The organism is Nocardioides sp. CCNWLW239 (assembly GCF_037137035.1).
Classification (GTDB): Bacteria; Actinomycetota; Actinomycetes; order Propionibacteriales; family Nocardioidaceae; genus Nocardioides.
Genome location: NZ_JBBBNW010000002.1, coordinates 984,814 through 1,002,964, shown reverse-complemented (window position 1 = coordinate 1,002,964; position 18,151 = coordinate 984,814). Strand labels below are relative to the sequence as shown.

Annotated in this window: 13 protein-coding genes; 10 read left to right on the top strand and 3 right to left on the bottom strand. The window is 67.9% G+C overall.

Annotated features, from left to right (window positions below; translation table 11 throughout):
• Nucleotides 1-109 precede the first annotated feature (109 nt).
• The 4 genes from WBG06_RS10650 (at nucleotide 110) to WBG06_RS10635 (ending at nucleotide 9,627) form a co-directional block, all read left to right on the top strand.
• Complete coding sequence (locus WBG06_RS10650) at nucleotides 110-1,795, top strand: M4 family metallopeptidase (RefSeq protein ID WP_336736571.1); 1,686 nt, start codon at nucleotides 110-112, stop codon at nucleotides 1,793-1,795.
• Nucleotides 1,796-2,156: 361 nt separating this feature from the next.
• On the top strand, nucleotides 2,157-3,794 hold the full coding sequence (locus tag WBG06_RS10645; protein ID WP_336736569.1) for an ABC-F family ATP-binding cassette domain-containing protein: 1,638 nt from the start codon (nucleotides 2,157-2,159) through the stop codon (nucleotides 3,792-3,794).
• A gap of 153 nt (nucleotides 3,795-3,947) precedes the next feature.
• Nucleotides 3,948-6,032: a RecQ family ATP-dependent DNA helicase gene (locus WBG06_RS10640; RefSeq protein ID WP_336736567.1), complete on the top strand. Its 2,085-nt coding sequence runs from the start codon at nucleotides 3,948-3,950 to the stop codon at nucleotides 6,030-6,032.
• A gap of 244 nt (nucleotides 6,033-6,276) precedes the next feature.
• Complete coding sequence (locus WBG06_RS10635) at nucleotides 6,277-9,627, top strand: carboxypeptidase regulatory-like domain-containing protein (protein ID WP_336736566.1); 3,351 nt, start codon at nucleotides 6,277-6,279, stop codon at nucleotides 9,625-9,627.
• Nucleotides 9,628-9,649: 22 nt separating this feature from the next.
• Here the strand turns inward: WBG06_RS10635 and WBG06_RS10630 are convergent, their stop codons facing one another.
• Nucleotides 9,650-10,327, bottom strand: a complete 678-nt coding sequence (locus tag WBG06_RS10630; protein ID WP_336736564.1) for a response regulator transcription factor — start codon at nucleotides 10,325-10,327, stop codon at nucleotides 9,650-9,652.
• The gene (locus WBG06_RS10625) at nucleotides 10,324-11,526 is read right to left on the bottom strand and encodes a sensor histidine kinase (RefSeq protein WP_336736563.1); all 1,203 of its coding nucleotides are present in this window, start codon (nucleotides 11,524-11,526) and stop codon (nucleotides 10,324-10,326) included. Before WBG06_RS10625 ends, WBG06_RS10630 begins: the two co-directional genes overlap by 4 nt.
• 160 nt (nucleotides 11,527-11,686) lie before the next feature.
• On the opposite strand from WBG06_RS10625, the gene WBG06_RS10620 reads away from it, so the two are divergent.
• The 3 genes from WBG06_RS10620 to WBG06_RS10610 all read left to right on the top strand — a co-directional run bounded on the left by WBG06_RS10620 (nucleotide 11,687) and on the right by WBG06_RS10610 (nucleotide 13,748).
• Nucleotides 11,687-11,992, top strand: a complete 306-nt coding sequence (locus WBG06_RS10620) for a hypothetical protein (protein WP_336736561.1) — start codon at nucleotides 11,687-11,689, stop codon at nucleotides 11,990-11,992.
• Nucleotides 11,979-13,253 (top strand): cytochrome P450, encoded by a 1,275-nt coding sequence (locus WBG06_RS10615; protein WP_336736559.1) that lies wholly within the window; start codon nucleotides 11,979-11,981, stop codon nucleotides 13,251-13,253. The genes WBG06_RS10620 and WBG06_RS10615 overlap by 14 nt, the downstream gene beginning before the upstream one ends.
• 93 nt (nucleotides 13,254-13,346) lie before the next feature.
• Nucleotides 13,347-13,748, top strand: a complete 402-nt coding sequence (locus WBG06_RS10610; RefSeq protein ID WP_336736558.1) for a hypothetical protein — start codon at nucleotides 13,347-13,349, stop codon at nucleotides 13,746-13,748.
• A gap of 22 nt (nucleotides 13,749-13,770) precedes the next feature.
• Here the strand turns inward: WBG06_RS10610 and WBG06_RS10605 are convergent, their stop codons facing one another.
• Nucleotides 13,771-14,379, bottom strand: coding sequence for a hypothetical protein (locus tag WBG06_RS10605; protein ID WP_336736556.1), 609 nt, complete (start codon nucleotides 14,377-14,379; stop codon nucleotides 13,771-13,773).
• A gap of 113 nt (nucleotides 14,380-14,492) precedes the next feature.
• Between WBG06_RS10605 and WBG06_RS10600 the strand changes: the two genes are divergently transcribed.
• From WBG06_RS10600 to WBG06_RS10590, 3 genes are all read left to right on the top strand, one after another.
• Entirely contained in the window at nucleotides 14,493-15,875 is a 1,383-nt protein-coding gene (locus WBG06_RS10600; protein ID WP_336736555.1) for a hypothetical protein, read from the top strand.
• Between the two features lie 270 nt (nucleotides 15,876-16,145).
• Nucleotides 16,146-16,589, top strand: a complete 444-nt coding sequence (locus WBG06_RS10595) for a hypothetical protein (RefSeq protein WP_336736554.1) — start codon at nucleotides 16,146-16,148, stop codon at nucleotides 16,587-16,589.
• Nucleotides 16,589-18,076 carry a WXG100 family type VII secretion target gene (locus WBG06_RS10590; RefSeq protein ID WP_336736553.1) on the top strand — a complete coding sequence of 496 codons (1,488 nt, stop codon included), beginning with the start codon at nucleotides 16,589-16,591 and terminating at the stop codon, nucleotides 18,074-18,076. The genes WBG06_RS10595 and WBG06_RS10590 overlap by 1 nt, the downstream gene beginning before the upstream one ends.
• Nucleotides 18,077-18,151 lie beyond the last annotated feature (75 nt).

The window sequence follows — 18,151 nt, the reverse complement described above, 5'->3', positions numbered from 1 at the left end:
GGGGCGACCGGCTCATGATCCTGCATTGCAGGAATTTGGGTCGGTCGCCTTCCCGATTCGGGTGGAAGGATCCGGACCCATCCTGGTCCTGATCTCGAGGAGTACCCCCATGCGTAGATTCGTTCGGGCGGCGGGCGCAACCACCGCTGCCGCCGTTGCAGGAACTGCCTTCATCGCCTCTTTCGGAAGCCCTGCCGGCGCCACCCCTGCCGGCTCCGCCTCCGCCACCACGCCGACGAGCATCTCCCAGACGGGCCTGGCGGCCCAGAAGGTCGTCGACGACACGTCGATCGCGAACCAGGCCATCAGCGCGCTGACGAGCAAGCCGTCGACCTGGAAGGTCGGCGCCGGCCAGGAGCTCGAGCCCGTGGTCACCCTGAAGGACGCCGACGGGGCCACCCACGTACGGATGAACCGGACCTACCGAGGCCTCGAGGTCGTCGGCGGCGACCTGGTCGCCCACCAGAGCAAGTCGGGCGCGGTGACCTCGGTCTCCCAGGGCCTCACCACGGTGCTCGACCTCTCGGTGAAGCCGGCCGTCACCAAGGCGGCGGCCACCAAGGCGGCGCTGACCCTGGACGCCGTCACCAAGACGATCACCAAGCTGCAGGCCGACAAGAAGTACGCACCCGAGCTTGTCGTCGATGCGGTCGAGGGCACGCCGACGCTGGCGTGGCGGGTGACGACCAAGGGCGAGCAGGCCGACGGCACGCCGTCTCGTCTCGCGACCTATGTCGACGCGACCACCGGCACCGTGCTGCGCCGCGTCGAGGGCATCCACACGATCGACGGCGAGGGCAACACGCTCTACTCGGGGACCGTCCCGCTGCAGGTGAAGCAGAACGGGTCGACGTACGAGCTGCGTGACGAGACCCGTGGCGGGACCTACACGACCGACATGAACAACGCCGAGGACAGCATCGTGTGCACGATCCTCGGGTTCGGGTGCAAGGCGGGCACCGTGGTCACCAGCCCGACCACGACCTTCGGCAACGGCTCCAACGCCGACCGGGACACCGCGGCAGCCGACGCGCAGTACGGCACGAACGTCACCTGGGACTACTACAAGCTGGTCCACGGTCGTGACGGCATCTTCGGCGACGGCTCGGGCTCGTTCAACCGCGTCCACTACGGCAAGAACTACGTCAACGCCTTCTGGGACGGCGAGAAGATGACGTACGGCGACGGCGACGGTGTCGGCTACGGACCGCTCGTCTCGCTCGACGTCGCAGGCCACGAGATGACCCACGGTGTCACCGAGAACACCTCGGGCCTGGAGTACTCCGGTGAGTCCGGCGGCCTCAACGAGTCGACCTCGGACATCTTCGGGACGGCGGTCGAGTTCTACGCCAACAACGCCGAGGACAAGGGCGACTACCTGATCGGCGAGTCCTTCATCCTCGACGGCGGTGACCCGCTGCGCCGGATGGACAACCCCTCCGCCGACGGCAACTCGGTCAACTGCTGGTCGTCCTCGACCGGCAACCTCGACGTCCACTACTCCAGCGGCGTCGGCAACCACTTCTTCTACCTGCTCTCCGAGGGCTCGGGGACGAAGACGATCGGTGGCGTCGCACACTCGAGCACGACCTGTGACGGCTCGACCATCGCCGGTATCGGTCGTGACACGGCCGAGAAGATCTGGTTCCGCGCGAACTCGACCTACTTCACCTCGACCACCGACTACGCCGGTGCGCGCGACGCGACGGTGCGGGCGGCCTCCGACCTCTTCGGTGCTTCCAGCCCCGAGGTCGCGGCCGTCGAGGCGGCGTGGACCGCGGTGTCGGTGAAGTGACCGAGACCACCGACATCGTCCGCTTTGGGTAACTAAAGTACGAATTCGGGCGTGTGGTTATGACGGTGTGGAGATAACACGCATACTGGAGATGCCGGGCCGGTTCTGCGGGTCCCCGTGGGGGAGGACCAACAGCGCCGGCTCGGCGTTTTCATTTTCGTCCCGGACCGATATCCGTTCGCGTGGACGACCTTTCGTTGTCTACCCTGAAGACATGCATTCCGGTGTCTACTACATCCGCCTGCGCTCCGTCGTCTGACGGCGGCGCTGCGAGGCATACTCACGCCGCTGTCCGGCCATCGAGCCGGGTAGCCGCTTCGGCATCTCCCGGTTCCCGTACGCGAGCTGGAAGTTCAACACCGTGTCTGTACAGACCCACCACACCTCTGCCCACCTGCGCGCCGAGGACATCTCGGTCACCTTGGGCGGCCGCCCCGTCCTGCGCAACGTCTCTCTGACCGTGTCCGCCGCCAACCGGTCCCGGTTTGCCATCGTCGGCGAGAACGGTCGCGGCAAGACCACGCTGCTCCACGTCCTCGCCGGGGTGATCGTCCCCGACTCCGGCACCGTTCGGCGACACGGCAGCCTCGGGATCGCACAGCAAGCCCTGGACGTACGTCTGGGGGACACCGTCGGCACTCTCACCGCGGCTGCTCTCGCCGAGTCGCACGACGCCCTCCGAGCGCTCGACCGGGCCGCTGATGCCTTGGCCGAGGATCCGAGCGACCTGGCGGGGACGTACGCCGCAGCGCTGGAGCGGGCCACCACGCTGGACGCCTGGGACGCCGAGCGCCGGGTGCAGATCGCCCTGGAGGCGCTCGGTGCGTGCACCGATCACGACCGCGAGCTGGCGACGCTGTCGGTCGGCCAGCGCTACCGGGTGCGACTGGCCTGTCTGCTCGGGGCGCACCACGACCTCCTGGTGCTCGACGAGCCCACCAACCACCTCGACGCCTCGGGGCTGGCGTTCCTGACCGATCGGGTCCGGGCGCATCCCGGCGGCGTGGTGCTCGTCTCCCACGACCGCCTGCTGCTGCGCGAGGTCGCCACCGAGTTCCTCGATCTGGATCCGAGCGAGGACGGCCGGCCCCGGACGTACGCGGGCGGCTACCAGGGGTGGCAGGACGGCCGGCGGCGCGACCGGGAGCGCTGGGAGCAGGACTACACGGCTCAGCAGGAGGAGCACCGGCGCCTGCAGGACTCGGTGTCGGCTGCGCGCGACCGGCTGAGCACCGGCTGGCGGCCGCCGAAGGGCACCGGGAAGCACCAGCGACAGACGCGAGCCCCCGGGCTCGTACGCTCCTTCAACCGTGACCTCGCGGCGCTCGAGGCGCACCGCATCTCCGTGCCGGAGCCGCCGACGTCGCTGCGGTTCCCGTCGCTGCCGACGGACGTCGGGGGCACGCTGCTGCGGTGCGAGGGCGTGCGTGTGCCGGGTCGGCTGACCCGGCCGGTGTCGCTCGGGATCGACGGCGGCGAGCGGCTGCTCGTCACCGGGCCGAACGGGGCGGGGAAGTCGACGTTGCTGCAGGTGATGGGCGGCGTACTTCCGGCTGCGGACGGGACGGTGTGGACCTCCTCAGGCGTGCGGATCGCGCTGGTCGGCCAGGAGGAGCCGGAGTGGGAACCCGGTCTGAACGCCGCCGAGGTCTACGACCGACACTGCGGGCAGCTGGTCGCTGCCGGAGTGGTGCCGGAGCGGGCAGTCCCGTCGCTTCGTTCGACCGGGCTGATCGACGCCGAGGCTCGTCGGACACCGGCATCCCGCATGTCCCAGGGGCAGCAGCGGCGGCTCGAGCTGGCGATGCGGCTGGCCTCGCTCCCACACCTGCTGATCCTGGACGAGCCGACGAACCACCTGTCGTCCGCGCTGGTGGACGAGCTGACGGCGGCGCTGCGGACGACCGGTGCGGCGGTCGTCGTGGCCACGCACGACCGTCAGATGCTGGACGACCTGGCCGACTGGCCGAGATTGGCGCTGGGTGATGCCGACTCCTAGGTGACCCGGTCTCGACCCCCTTGGCGGGTTCGCAGGCTCACCCGCTGCGGACCCTCCTGAGCTTGTCGAAGGGCTCGCTCGACCGCCTCCCGTTTGCTCGGCGCAAGCGCCGAGCAAGGTCGGATGTCGGGGGCGCCTGATAGACAGGTGATCATGACTGATCCGGCTGGCGACGTACGCGCCCGTGCTGAGGCGCACCTGCGGGCCCTGGTGGGGCGCGATGACGCCACGCTGCGTGAGGACCAGTGGTCGGCGATCTCGGCGCTCGCCGTCGAGCGTCGCCGGGCACTGGTCGTGCAGAAGACGGGGTGGGGGAAGTCGGCGGTCTACTTCGTGGCGACGTTGCTGCTGCGGGAGGCGGGTCTCGGGCCGACGGTGATCGTCTCGCCGCTGCTCGCGCTGATGCGCAACCAGATCGCGGCGGCGCAGCGTGCCGGGATCCGGGCGGTGACGATCAACTCGACCAACCCGGAGGACTGGGTTGCGATCGAGGAGGCCATCCATGCGGGCGAGGTGGATGTCCTGCTGGTCTCCCCCGAGCGGCTCAACAACCCGAAGTTCCGTGACGCGGTGCTCCCCCGGCTGGCCGCCGAGTGCGGCCTGCTGGTGGTCGACGAGGCCCACTGCATCTCCGACTGGGGCCACGACTTCCGGCCCGACTACCGCCGGATCCGCACGCTGCTGGCCGACCTCCCCACCGGGATCCCGGTGCTCGCGACGACCGCGACCGCCAACTCTCGGGTGACGGCCGACGTCGCGGAGCAGATGGGTGAGAACGTCCTGGTCCTGCGCGGGTCGTTGGACCGGGAGTCGCTGCGGCTCGGGGTGGTCTCGCTGAAGACCCCCGAGCAGCGGCTGGCCTGGCTCTCCGACCACCTCTCCGAGCAGCCAGGGTCGGGCATCGTCTACTGCCTGACCGTGGCCGCGACCGAGGAGATCGCCGACTACCTGCGCTCCCGCGGCCACGACGTGGCCGCCTACTCCGGGCGTACGGAGGCGGCCGAGCGGGCCGAGCTGGAGGAGGCGCTGGCCGCAGGCAAGGTGAAGGCGCTGGTGGCGACCTCGGCGCTCGGGATGGGGTTCGACGCGACGCTCGGGTTCGTGGTCAACATGGGCGCCCCGTCCTCCCCGGTCTCCTACTACCAGCAGGTCGGCCGCGCCGGCCGCGGCACCTCCGATGCCTCCGTCGTGCTCCTCCCCGGCGTCGAGGACCGCGACATCTGGGCCTACTTCGCCTCGTTGGCGTTCCCGCGCGAGGAGCAGGTGCGCCAGACCCTGGGGGTCCTCTCCGAGGCAGGGCGGGCGCTGTCGACCCAGGCGCTGGAGACCTACGTCGACCTCTCACGCTCACGCCTAGAGCAGATGCTCAAGGTTCTCGATGTCGACGGCGCCGCGCGCCGGGTCGGCGGCGGCTGGGAAGCGACCGGCGTGCCGTGGGAGTACGACGCGGAGCGATATGAGCGGGTCGCCGAGGCCCGACGCCGCGAGCAGGACGCGATGCTCGCCTACATCTCGACGGACCAGTGCCGGATGCGGTTCCTGCGGGAGCAGCTCGACGACCCCGGCGCCGTCGACTGCGGTCGGTGCGACAACTGCGGCGGCTTCGCGGTGACCTCGACGGTGTCGGAGGGCGCGGTCGAGGAGGCCTCGGCGCGACTCGCGCGGCCCGGGGTGGTCGTGGAGCCCAAGAAGATGTGGCCCACCGGTCTCGACCGGCTCGGTATCTCGCTCAAGGGCAAGATCAAGGAGGGCCCGCTCGAGGGACGTGCTGTCGCCCGGCTGACCGACCTCGGCTACGGCCAGGCCCTGCGCGACCTCTTCCGGGAACCGGCGCAGGACGGGCCGGTGCCGGTGCCGCTGGTGAAGGCGGTCGTCGAGGTTCTCGGCGACTGGCAGCCGCGCGTCGGCGGCATCGTCTACGTCGAGTCGGCCACCCGTCCCACCCTGACCCGCGACTTCGCCGAAGGCCTCTCCCGCTATCTCCGCGTCCCGGTCCTCGGCTCCTGGGCCATCGTCGACCCCGACATCGGCCCTGGCCAGGGTGCCGCCAACTCAGCCCAGCGCGTCGCCGCCGTCGGCCGCCGCTTCTCCCTCCATGCCGAGGTGCCGTCCGGCGCCGACGTACTCCTCATCGACGACCGCATCGCCACCGGCTGGACCGTCACCCTCGCCGCCCGCGCCCTCCTCGATGCCGGCGCCGCCACCGTCCACCCCCTCGTCCTCGCCACCACGACCTGACCGACGTCTTCCGGCGTGCCCTGGCCTGCGCTGGCGACTGTTCATCCGCTGTGTGCACGCCTTTGCACCGCCGTGGTTTTGCCTGCCGGAGACTTACTCCGCCCTGTCGGCGCCGCCGACTTCCACGGGAGGGCACGACGTAGAGTCTCGGAGCGACTTCGACGCACCCGGACGGCGACGGATGTCCCCTCGCTGTCGACAGTTGTGCTGTCACGCCCCGCGACGGGGGTAGTGAAAGACACAGATGAGAACCATTCTTCGTGCGCTCGTCGGTTCGCTGGCGGTGTTGCTGGCGGCTGGCGGGCTCGCTCTCGGCGGAGCCTTTCCGGCCGCCGCCGCTCTCGACGGGCCGGGAATCACTGGCCGAGTCACGGATGCCGACACCGGCGCGGGTATCGCCGAGGTCAGGGTGAAGGCCTACTGCTTCGACAACGACTACTGGGGCTCGTGCTACGACGAGCACGGCGACAGCATCAGCGCCACCACTGCTGCGGACGGTTCGTACGAACTGCCGTTGGCCGCAGGTACGTACCGCCTGAAGGTCATTCCGGCTGGCGGCAACTACCCCGGCGCGGTCTATGGCTCGGATGTCGAGTGGCCCGAGGATGGTGGCACCGACATCGTCGTCAGCGACGGGCTGGTGACCATCGACTTCGCGCTGGTCGAGAACAGTGTGGTCACCGGAACGGTGACGGGCGCCGGTCAGGGTCCGCTTGCCGGGATCAGACTCGAGGCCAGGACATATCCCGAGGACGGCGGCGAGCTCTACGACATCGTCGCGCTCGGGAAGACGGCTACGGATGGCACCTACACGCTCCGCGTCCCGGCTGACACCTACCGGATCGTGTTCAACACTTCTGACCGCAGCGGCGGCGAGGGCAACCCCGGGCTGCGCAACGAGTCGGTCCGCTGGGAGGAGGAGACGTACGTCGAGCAGGTCGTCGACCGGGGGGCGACCGTCACCGGAGTCGACCGTGAGCTCGCCGAGGTGCCGCACGGCACCGTGACGGGACACGTGGAGAGCACGACGGGTGAGCCGGTGGGCGGCATCACCGTGACCGGGTTCCTGTCGAACGACGGAGACTGGTGGGACCGATCCAGCCACCGTGTCGTCACCGATGGGAACGGTGACTACACCATGTATGTCCAGCCCGGTGACTACCGATTCGGGTTCGAGGACGTCAACTGGGAGGACCGTACCGAGCCGGCCCTGTTCGCCCCCGTCTACTACGAGGGCGCGACGACTCTCGAGCAGGGCACGACGGTCAGCGTCGGGACGAGCGAGGCGTCGGGGGTCGACGCCGTGATGACGGCGTACAGCCAGATCACCGGCCGGATCACCGACTCGAACGGGGCTCCGATCGAGAACGCCCGTGCGAGCGCGTGGTTCTTCGACCAGGAGTCGCAAGCATGGGACTACCTTCGTGGCGCCAACACCGACGCTGACGGGCGCTATCGCCTGAACGTCCCGGAGGGTTCTTACAAGGTCGAGTTCAGCGCGACCCACCAGGGCTACCTCAGCGAGTACTACGACAACGCGCCGACTCTCGAGGCAGCAACCGAGGTGTTGGTCGGTTCCGAGCCGGCCACCGGGATCGATGCGGCGCTGGAGACGGGCGCCACGATCTCCGGCACCGTCACCGATCAGGACGGGAATCCTCTCGACAACATCATCGTGCTCCTCTACGAGTCTTCAGGCGACTGGAGCGTGACGCAGGACGTCTCGTCCGGCAGAGATGGAGGCTTCAGCTTCAGCGCACTGACTCCTGGCAAGGCCTATCGAGTCGCCTTCTCGGGCACCGGGTGGACCAAGGAGTTCTACCCTGACGCCTCCTCGATCGAGGAGGCGGCCGACGTGATCGCCGGCGAGTCCGGCCCGGTCGATGCCGCCCTGGTGTCAAGCAAGGGAGCTGGATCGATCACGGGCACGGTGACCGATGAAGCCGGTCAGCCGGTCCCCGGCGTGTCTGTCAGCGTGTACGACGCTGACGCCTGGGACTGGATCGGATCGGCTGACACTGCTGCGGACGGAACCTACACCTTCCCTGGCCTGAAGGACGGCCGTTACGAGCTCTCCTTCTCCCTCGAGGACGACTACCTCTACGCCGAGGAGACCTATCGTTTCGTCGAAGTGGCCGGCGGCCCCGCCGTCGCCGACCTGCGTGTCTCCACCGGTGGGCTGATCTCGGGCGTGGTGACCGGCACCGACGGCGAACCGGTCGGTGATGGCTATGTCGAGGTCTACACCAGCGACACCCAGGACTACGTACGCAGCGGCTACATCAGCTACGACGGCAGCTATCAGGTCGGGGGCGTGCCGGCGGGCAGCTACCGCCTGAAGTTCACCAGCTCCGAGGGGCATCGCAGCGAGTGGTTCTCGGACAAGTCCACTTTCGCTGAGGCCGACGATGTCGCCGTCGACGTCCGCGAGACCAGCACGGCCGACGCCGAGCTGAGCGCGGGGGCGACGGTCGAAGGCCGGGTGACGTACGCCGACGGCAGCCCGGTCGAGTGGGGCGAGGTCCAGGTCCAGCAGCTCGTCGAGTACGAGGTCGGAGACAGCTGGGAGACGGTGACCTACGCCTTCGCCGACGACGACGGCCGCTACCGCAGTCGGGCGCTGGAGCCTGGCACCTACCGAGTGGCCATCGACCTCTGGGACGACGTGCACCTCCCGGCGCACTCCGAGGAGTTCGCCATCGGGGCGGACGACGCCCGCGCCGTGACCCGCGACCTCGTGGTCGAGAAGAAGCAGCCTCCCGCGATCACCTCGCTCGCGGCTCCCGTGGTCTCCGGGGAGGCGCTCGTCGGGAAGAAGCTGACGGCCACCGCCGGGGAGTGGGATGTCGCCGATGTCTCGGTGCACTACCAGTGGCTGCGCGACGGTGAGCCGGTCGACGGGGCGACCGAGGCCACCTACGCCCTCACCGAGCCCGACGCCGGACACCGGCTCAGCGTTCAGGTGACGGCGGAGAAGGACGGTTACGTCTCGGCGACCGCGGACTCGGAGGCGACCGATGCCGTCTCCCACGGTCCGCTGGTGAACGCCCAGGCGCCGATCGTGACGGGCACCCCGCAGGTCGGAGAGACGCTCAGTGCCTACCCGGGTGTGTGGAGCGCCGAGGGAGCCACCTTCACCTACCAGTGGCGGCGCGACGGTAGCCCCGTCGAGGGTGCGACCGAGGCGACGTACGCCCTCGGCGCCGCCGACCTCGGCAGCGTGCTGTCCGTCGAGGTATCCGCGACCAAGGCGACCTGGGAGCCCGGCACCGCCGTCTCCGAGCCCTCCGGTGCCGTCGTCGAGGGCGTCTTCCCGGCCGTCGAAGACCCGGTGATCAGCGGAAACGTGTGGATCACCGAGACCATCACGGCCGAGTTCACCGCGCCGGAAGGTGCGGACGTGGCGTACTCCTGGCAGGTCCGGCCGAAGGAGACCGGCAAGGGAACGCCGGTCTATCAGGAGGTCGGCACGGAGCGGTCGCTCGAGCTGGCCGGCGAGTGGAAGAACGGATCCCTGCGCCTGGTGGTCACGCTCACCAAGCCGGGTTACACCACCGCCACCTACGTGGTGCTGGTCGAGGACCCGCTCCGCTGACGAGCCCCGATCACGGCATCGCTCAGGTCGCCGGCCTGACGATGCCGTGGTCGTAGGCGAAGACGATGGCGGCGGCGCGGTCGCGGAGGTCGAGCTTGGCGAAGATGCGGCCGATGTGGGACTTGACGGTCAGCTCGGAGATGACCAGACGTTCGGCGATCTCGGAGTTCGTCCAGCCGGAGGCGAGGCCGCGCAGGACCTCGAGCTCGCGGTCGGTGAGCTCGGAGACCTCCGCAGGGCTCGCCGCCGGCGGGGCGGCGGAGCGGTAGGTGGCCAGGACCCGGCCGGTGATGGCGGGGTCGAGCCAGGCGTCGCCGAGCGCCACGGAGCGTACGGCCATGACGAGCTCCTCGGCCGGTGAGTCCTTGAGGATGAAGCCGGCGGCCCCGGCTCTCAGCGCACCGGAGACGAGCTCGTCCTCGTCGAACGTGGTCAGCACGAGCACCGGTGGCGCCGACGGGAGCGCGCGCAGCTGCCGGGTCGCGGCGATGCCGTCGACCTGCCGCATCCGCAGATCCATGACGACGACGTCGGCCGGGTTCGCCTCGAGTGCCTCGACCACCTCGGAGCCGTCTCCGCACTCGGCGACGATCTCCATCCCGTCGCGCCGGCGGAGGATGCGGCGCAGGCCGCTGCGTACGAGCTCCTGGTCGTCGACCACGACCACGCGGATCGGGTCAGAGTCGTTGACCGGCGTCATGCGAGAGCCCTGCGTACGAGACAGTGTGACGGGATCACCAGATCCACCTTCCAGGTCGACTCCTCGGCGCCGGCCGACAACCGGCCACGGAGCTGCTCGGCGCGGGCGGCCATGCCGGCCAGCCCGGACCCCTCGCCGACCCCGCGCCGGGTGCCGACGAGCGGGTTCTGCACGGAGAGACGTACGCCGTCCGCGACCGCCAAGGAGACGGTCACCGGTGCTCCGGGGGCGTGCCGGATGGCGTTGGCGAGGGACTCCTGCAGGATCCGGTAGATGCCGAGACCGACCCCGGCGTCGATGCGGGAGAGATCGCCGGAGGACGAGAACGTGATCGTCTGTCCGGCGCTGCGGCCCTCTTCGACGAGCCGGACGACATCCGCGGCGCCGGGCAGGGGAGCCGTGCCGGCACCGTCGGCCGACAGCACCCCGATCGTACGGCGGATCTCGGTCATCGCCCGGCGGCCGACGGCCTCCGCCTCGGTCAGCGCCGAGACCGCCTCGTCCGGGTCGTCGCCCTCGGCGACGGCGCGGCGCGCCGCGGTCAGGTGCAGCATGGTGATCGAGAGCGAGTGGCCGACGAGGTCGTGGATCTCGCGGGCGATCCGGGTGCGCTCGGCCTCCGTCGCGCGCCAGTGCTCCTGCTCGCGCGCGAGCCGTTCGGCGCGCAGTGCCCGCATCTGAGCGAGGATCAGCAGCCCGAGGATCCAGCCGACGAAGAGCAGCAGGAAGTGGACCCCGATCCCGCTCGGGGTGTCGGTGGCGAAGGCTCCCATCACCACGGCCGAGGCTACGGCGTAGAGGGTGCCGGTCCGGAACCCTTCTCGGACGACCATCTCGAGCGTGAGCGGTACGAGCACGGCCGGCGCGAAGTCGTGCTGCGGCCAGAACCCCGTCGGTGGCTGGGACATCAACCAGGCCGAACCGGCCAGCGTCGGCACCAGGTCGACGACCCACATGTGGTGCTTGAGCCACTCGCCCGTGTTGGGGATGAAGAAGATGCTCAGCGACGGGACGGTGATGATCAACCCGGCGAGGACCATCGCGCCGCTCCCCTCGCGCTGGAGCACCGCGACGGTGACCATCGCGATGAGCCCGGCGGCCGAGAGCAGCGGCGCCCACCAGGGGATGTCGAGGTCCTTGCTGCGTACGCGTCCGTCCAGGAAGTCGCGTACGTCGCGAGCCAGGCTCTGGACACTCATGCCGTCCAGTCTAGGAACGCGTGACCTGGGTCGCATCCGACCGTGGCAGGCGGGCGATCTCCTACCAGGGTAGGAAGGCAGGTGCCTGCCAGCGTCCGATGCGCGCGGGCGGGCGCGGGCCATAGCGTCGTGATCACCCAGCTAGAGGACGGTGAACACAATGACGTGGACGCAGACCCATGAGCGGTACAGGCTGCTGAACCAGGCCGAGGCGGAGCTGCGCACCGGCATCGCGCCCCGGTTGCCCTGGTCGGCGGAGTATGTCGAGGCCTTCGGTACCCCGGAACGGTTGGCGCAGGCCCTCCGCCACCGCTGGCGGATCCGCTTCCAGGCGCAGCTCGACCCGGCGCTGTCGCAGGAGGACTACGAGGCGACCTTCGCCGAGCTGCTGGCCGATCTGGCGCCCCTGCTGGACCGGATCGGCACCGACGAGCTCCACGAGGAGCTGGCCGATGTCTCGGCGTGAGCTGCCGAGGTCGTACGCCCGCTGGGCCCTCTCGCAAGGCATCAACCGTGCCGTGCTGAGCGTCGCGTCGAGGCGCGGCGACCCGCTCGCCGAGCTGATGTGGTCGCACGGGACCCCGGACTACGGGCCGCTGCGAGCGCGCGGCCCGCTCCACCTGAACCCGTTCATGGCCGGCACGGTCTCGTGCGCCGCCGCCAACGAGATCCTCCGCAGCAGCGACTTCGGCGTCGGGGACGGCCAGGGCGAGCTGCCGGTGCCGCTGCGGTGGCTGCCCGCCAAGGTGAGCTCGCCCGACGCCTTGGGTCCGGTCGATCCGCCGTCGATGCTCGCGGTCGACCCACCCCTGCACACCCGCTACCGCAAGCATGTCTCGAAGGCGTTCACAGCTCGTCGGATCAGCTCCATGGCCGAGATGGTCACCGCGGTCGCCGGCGAGGTCCTCGATCAGATCGACCCGCGCGACGGGCAGGTCGACATCATCGAGGAGTACGCCGCGAAGCTCCCGATCGCCGTGATCGCCGAGCTGTTGGGGGTGCCAGACTCGGACCGCCCCGACATCCTGCGCTGGGGCGACCAGGCCGCTGCGATCCTCGACCCGGGACTGTCGTGGCGCGACTACACCCGGGTCGAGGCTGCGATGCGGTCCCTCCACCACTGGTTCGAGGACCACGTACGCCGCCTCCGCGCCGACCCCGGCGACGACCTCCTCAGTGCTCTGGTGATCGCCGGCGACCTCGACGACATCGAGCTCCACGCCCTCGGGTTGTTGGTGCTGGCGGCGGGCTTCGAGACCACGGTCAACCTCCTCGGAAACGCCGTGGCCGCACTGTCCGCCCATCCGGACCAGCGCTCCCTGTTCCTCGGGGACCCGTCCCTCGTCGGCGGTGTCGTCGAGGAGACCCTGCGCTGGGACCCGCCCGTCATGGCCACCGTCCGCCAGGCCTACGCACCGACGAGCGTGGCCGGCGTGGATGTCCCCCGCGGCACCGCCGTCGCCGTCGTCCTCGGCGGCGCCAACCGCGACCCTGCGGTGTTCGAGGACCCCGACACGTACGACATCACCCGGGCCAACGCCGACCAGCACCTCTCCTTCTCCGCCGGCGCCCACTTCTGCCTCGGCGCCAGCCTCGCCCGCCTCGAGGCCCGGGTAGGTCTCCGGATGCTGTTCGAGCGGTTCCCCGACCTGCGCGTCCGGGGTGAAGCCGTACGCCGCCCCACCCGCATCCTCCGCGGCTACGCCACGCTCCCCGTCGCACTGTGAGCATCCAGGTCGCGCCCCCGCTTGATCTGCGGTGTACTACTCCTACTGAGGCACCCGCCGGGGGTGCGTACGGAAGCCTCGGGAGGGCACACCATGGGTGACAACGGTCATGAGGTTGCGGTCGACTACCTCGCTCTGGGACAGGTGCGGGATGACCTCAACGCGGAGAAGGACAACGTGGTCGCTGCGCGAGAAGCGATGACTCCTCCGGCTGCCGGGATGTTCGGCGACTCAGCGGACGGAAAGTACTTGTTCAGCCTGGTGCAGGAAGGCCACAAGGCTATCGACAAGGCGTTGACTGAGTCCGAGACCGCGATCACCCGGATGGACGAGGGAATCGCGGCCGCGGTCAAGGAGCTGGAAGGCGCCGACGCCGAGGCCGAAGTTGCCGCGATGGTGATTCAGAAGTTCATCGAGGCCACCAAGATCATGAGCAACCCGCTGGTGCTCTTCAACAAGGACACCCTCGCGAGGCGCGGCAACATTCCGGTCTGAGCCAACCGCGGCAGCTCTGGCCTCAGAGCATCCTGAACGTCGGCATCACAGGACTCCAGATCGCCTCGGCTTCCTGGCGATCGATGATCTTGTCGGCACGCCACTCGATCAGAATGTGGTACTCGGCATCGGGAGTGACGGTTCCGTACACATCGAACCAGGTTGCCTCAGACTCAAGCTGAAGACGGTAGAAGGTCGTGCCGTTGATGACCTCGTTGGGGAGACGTTTGAGGTTGGAGTAGCCCGAGTAGTCATTCTCCATGGACCACTTGGCGGCCGACTCGAGCGCCTTCTCCGGATCGCCACCGGCGAGGTTGCCAGCCGAGGCGATGCCTGTCGCTGCCGGGAGTCCGCTGGCGTCGAGTGGCGCATTCAGTGTGTGTTGAGAGGCGTTCAGGGACTTGACGTTCCAATCAGACGGGACAGACAGTTCGGCCACGTCACGGAGAGTCACCGTCTGCCAGTCAGAGGGCACAGTCGGCGCACTCGATGCGGTCGTCGGTGATGCGGTCGCAGACGATGAGGTGGTCGGTTCCTCGGCGGGCGATCCGTTCGAAGAGGAGCAGGCTGCCATGGTCATGGTGGTCGCGAGGGCCAGAGCTGCGAGTGCCAGAGGCCGAGAGGTCGTCATGCGACGAGGGTAGAGCAAAGCTGCGGACGGGTTCTGGCTAGTTCTGGCAGGATGCTGTGTGTACTTTACTCAGGCGGAGTCGGCCGGGCTTCTTTGGTTCGTGGGAGGGTTTCATGTCGGTCAAGGGATTTTGGGCACTACGACTTGATGACTACGTCCGCGGGGCTGATCCCGGAGCAATCTTGACGATGACTGAAGGTTGGGGCGACGGTCGCACGGCGTTCAATCGTGCTGGCCGGACCATGGGGGACAACGCAGGAAAGGCGAGCGACGGGTTCTCGGAGGTGTCGGCGTCTGGAGCTGCAGTTAAGAGCGGCATGCTGGACTCCTCGAAGTTTGCGCACGAGAAGCGCGACAAGATCCAGGACGCCGAGGCTGCACTGGAAGTAGTGCGCCTTCGAATCCGAGAGGCGATTGAGGCCAAGGCGGAGATCGACAGCTCCCTCCCGGGTTCGCACCCGAGCGTGAACCCCGCGGACTTCCCGACCGACCCAAAGCAGGTCGGGAAGCGGCAGGCCGAAGAGAACGACGCAGCACTGGCGCAGGCCCGGGCCGACCACGCGGCCCGTGAGGCAGCGATCGCCGACGCCGAGCGCAAGGCGGCCGCGAAGGTACAGGCGGTCGATGCGGCCGTCATCGACGCAGACCCGAAGGTTCGTGCGCTGATCGACCCGGACAACACCCGGCAGGAGCGTCCGTCCGGTTCGCCGGGAGTTCCAGGCTCCTACAGCGCCATCGCCGCTGCCCAAGCGCGGAAGGCGAAGATCAACGCCAACGCCACCTATCCCGACGGCTGGGGCTACGAGAAGATCGAGGCCGAGAACGCGAAGATCAAGGAGTACGAGGCCCAGAACCTTCCAGAGTGGGACAACGAGAAGGGCCAGTGGATCAACTTCGACGGCTCGCCGGCCCCCGCGACGTCCTACGCAATGGTCGAGACTGCGGATGGACTGGCCCCGCTGAGCGGCGGCGCTGGTGGCGCCACCGCGCTCGCAGTAGGTGCTGGTGGTGCACTCCTGGGTGCCGGTGTTGCCAAGGCAATCGCCAGCAAGTTCGGAGGCGGCGCTGCCAAGGCAGCGACGGCCAGCGCGACCTCGCGATCGGCCACTGCCAAGTCCGCAGCCGCCAGGGCAGGAGCTGCTGGTGGCCGTGCGGGAGCAGGTGCTGGCGCTGGTGCGCGAAGTGCGGGGGCTCGTGGTGCGGGAGCGTCGGGCGGGCGCGCGGCCGGAGCCGGCGCGCGCGGCACTGGTGCTGGTGGCCGCGGCACGGCCCGTGGCGGTGCCGCTGGCCGTGGGGCGACCGGTGCAGCAGGCGGCCGCGGCGGCAAGAAGCGCGATCAGAACGGCGGCCAGAACCAAGAGTGGGAAGCCGACTACACCGACGACTGGACCGAGACCGCCAGCGACGTCCTGGACCCGAACGCTTCCCGCGGCTGGGTCCCTAACACGCAACAGAGCGACGAGTCTGGGAACGGCAAGAGCCGCCCGAACAAATAGCTCGGTGCAGTTGAACGCGGCGCCGATCTGACCTCCCGGCGTCGTTCCGTCTTCGATCGTGGGGCGGCGGGTCAGTGGGCTAGCCTCGACGATTCCCAACAGAACCTCGTGTTTGGCGTTGACTGCATCACTATGACCGTGCCAACTTTGCTTTGGGCCAAAACGCTCTCTTTCTCTCGGGTAGACAAATCTTTCAGTGCTGGGTTGTTTGAGTTGCCGACTTCTGGGGAAGAAGAGATGTAACGAACGACAACCACACGGGGGATGGCGATGAACGGGTACGAGGTCACGGTCGAGGACTTACGACGAACAGCGGCCAAGTACGACGCCCTGCGCGAGGACCTTGAAGCCTCGAAGATGCCGCACTCGGCGCTTGCGCCCGAGCGGGCTGGGCACATCGAGGTCGCGTCCTGGCAGAAGAAGGTGCTGTCGCAAGCGCAGGACGTCCACGATGGATTGGGCAAGGATCTAGAGTCGTTGGCCGAGTACCTCCGCGACAAGGCACGAGACTACGAGCAGGCGGACCTGAACAGCGCGGAACTGATGAAACCTGGTTCTTGGGCGGAGGGTGGCGAGAGCAGCAAGTTGACGCCTCTCCCACACGCCTTGGGGCAATCGTCTAGAAACATGCAGCCACTGCCGAACATCTACGGTCAAGACGGCGCCCAGTTCTCCCCGCTGACGCCTCCTCCATCGGTTCCGAAGGCAGAATGATGGGGCTGCCCAACGGCGCTGAGCTCGGCGCAACGGATGACCCGAAGGCCCTGATCATCGGTGACAAGGTTGCCGTGGCTGAGCACGCCACCGCGATCGACGACGAGCAGAGGCGTATCGGGACCTTGCTCGAAACGATCGGAGGTCTAGCGATCCCAACTTGGGAAGGGGGCCTCGGCAAGGCTGGGTACACCTATGAGAAGGCGGGGGTGGCTAAGAAGTTTGAGGCCCACCGAGACAGGCTCAAAAGTGTGGGTGCGCGCCTGAATACCTACGCGGACGCCCTTGGTACCGCACAGGACCGCGCGCAGTGCGCAATTGACAAGTGGAATGAAGGCGAAGCGGCAACAAAGAAAGCACTCGCCGACCACAACGCGGCAGTCGAGGGCTACAACCGTCAAGTGGCGGAGCACAATGCGGCGATTAGAAGCGGGCAGTCTATACCGCTGATCGGATTCGTTCATCCTGGACCGTTCGTGGACCCAGGTGAGGCCTTACGCAAGGATGCGGAAGAGATCCTGAAGGACGCTCGGGAAACTCTCGATAAGGCTGGCACAACCGCAGCCACGGGGTCGGGGGATGGAAGCATTGAGCGCCGGGGATTCCAGGAGCTCCCAGATGACATTCGAAAGAAATTCAAGGAAGCCGGGGTGCCGGGAGAGCTGCTCGGCGGAAGCGGCGAAGTCCAAGGATACAAAATCGTCGGCGACAAACTCCAATTGATCAATGCCAAGGGGGAGGTGTACGTATTTCGCCTCGAGGAAGATTGGGAAGAGAGTGTCGGTGAATTCAAGGTAGCCGGAGACGGAAAATACACCCTCTACAATGTCGGTGGCGAGGTCGTAGGAACCTTCGGTAAGGATGGAGTCAAGCTAGAAGGAAGTGCGCACATTCACGTTGCTCAAGGCGAGCGCGAGGTTAAAGTCGAACACGGGTATTGGACGGGCAGTGTAAACGCCTACGGATCTATCGGCGCGGAAGTCAACAACTCTCTGTCGATCAATGAGAGTGGGGTCGACGCCGGAGTTGGGGCATTTGCCGGCGGGAAAGTTGGAGGGGGAAGCGACGTTACGTTCGGGGGTTTCGGTGCCGGTCTGAACGCCGAAGCATGGGCGGGTGCGGGTTACATTGCCGACCTTAATATGTCTTGGGACGGTGGTCGATTCTCGCTGGAACCAGAAGCGGGAGTAGCGCTCGGAATTGGTGGAACTGTGAAGCCGAACATCGTCATCGACTTTCCCGAGATCGCCGCGACCGGGAAGGATATCATTCAGAACCCGGCGCAATTCTACGACAATGCCACTCTGGATCCTGGAGAGTACGTCGACGTGGCCCGTGACCCGGAGGGACTCTTGCGCACTTTCGATAAGCTGCAGTACGACCCGATAGAAATGGCTCACACGGGAAATCGGTTGTGGAAGCGATTGGAGGGATCCTGTGGTGAATTCGGGATTGCCTGTACCAGTAGAGGTCGCATTACCAAATAAGAGATGGTATTCGATCGAGCCGTCCGAGTCCGGGATTGGCGACGCAGATTTTGTTGCTGTTCGACCCGATCCGGA

Coding starts and splice junctions, on each gene's coding strand:
- WBG06_RS10650 (WP_336736571.1), top strand. CDS start 110: ATGCGTAGATTCGTTCGGGCGGCGGGCGCAACCACCGCTGCCGCCGTT.
- WBG06_RS10640 (WP_336736567.1), top strand. CDS start 3,948: ATGACTGATCCGGCTGGCGACGTACGCGCCCGTGCTGAGGCGCACCTG.
- WBG06_RS10635 (WP_336736566.1), top strand. CDS start 6,277: ATGAGAACCATTCTTCGTGCGCTCGTCGGTTCGCTGGCGGTGTTGCTG.
- WBG06_RS10630 (WP_336736564.1), bottom strand. CDS start 10,327: ATGACGCCGGTCAACGACTCTGACCCGATCCGCGTGGTCGTGGTCGAC.
- WBG06_RS10625 (WP_336736563.1), bottom strand. CDS start 11,526: ATGAGTGTCCAGAGCCTGGCTCGCGACGTACGCGACTTCCTGGACGGA.
- WBG06_RS10620 (WP_336736561.1), top strand. CDS start 11,687: ATGACGTGGACGCAGACCCATGAGCGGTACAGGCTGCTGAACCAGGCC.
- WBG06_RS10615 (WP_336736559.1), top strand. CDS start 11,979: ATGTCTCGGCGTGAGCTGCCGAGGTCGTACGCCCGCTGGGCCCTCTCG.
- WBG06_RS10610 (WP_336736558.1), top strand. CDS start 13,347: ATGGGTGACAACGGTCATGAGGTTGCGGTCGACTACCTCGCTCTGGGA.
- WBG06_RS10605 (WP_336736556.1), bottom strand. CDS start 14,379: ATGACGACCTCTCGGCCTCTGGCACTCGCAGCTCTGGCCCTCGCGACC.
- WBG06_RS10600 (WP_336736555.1), top strand. CDS start 14,493: ATGTCGGTCAAGGGATTTTGGGCACTACGACTTGATGACTACGTCCGC.
- WBG06_RS10595 (WP_336736554.1), top strand. CDS start 16,146: ATGAACGGGTACGAGGTCACGGTCGAGGACTTACGACGAACAGCGGCC.
- WBG06_RS10590 (WP_336736553.1), top strand. CDS start 16,589: ATGGGGCTGCCCAACGGCGCTGAGCTCGGCGCAACGGATGACCCGAAG.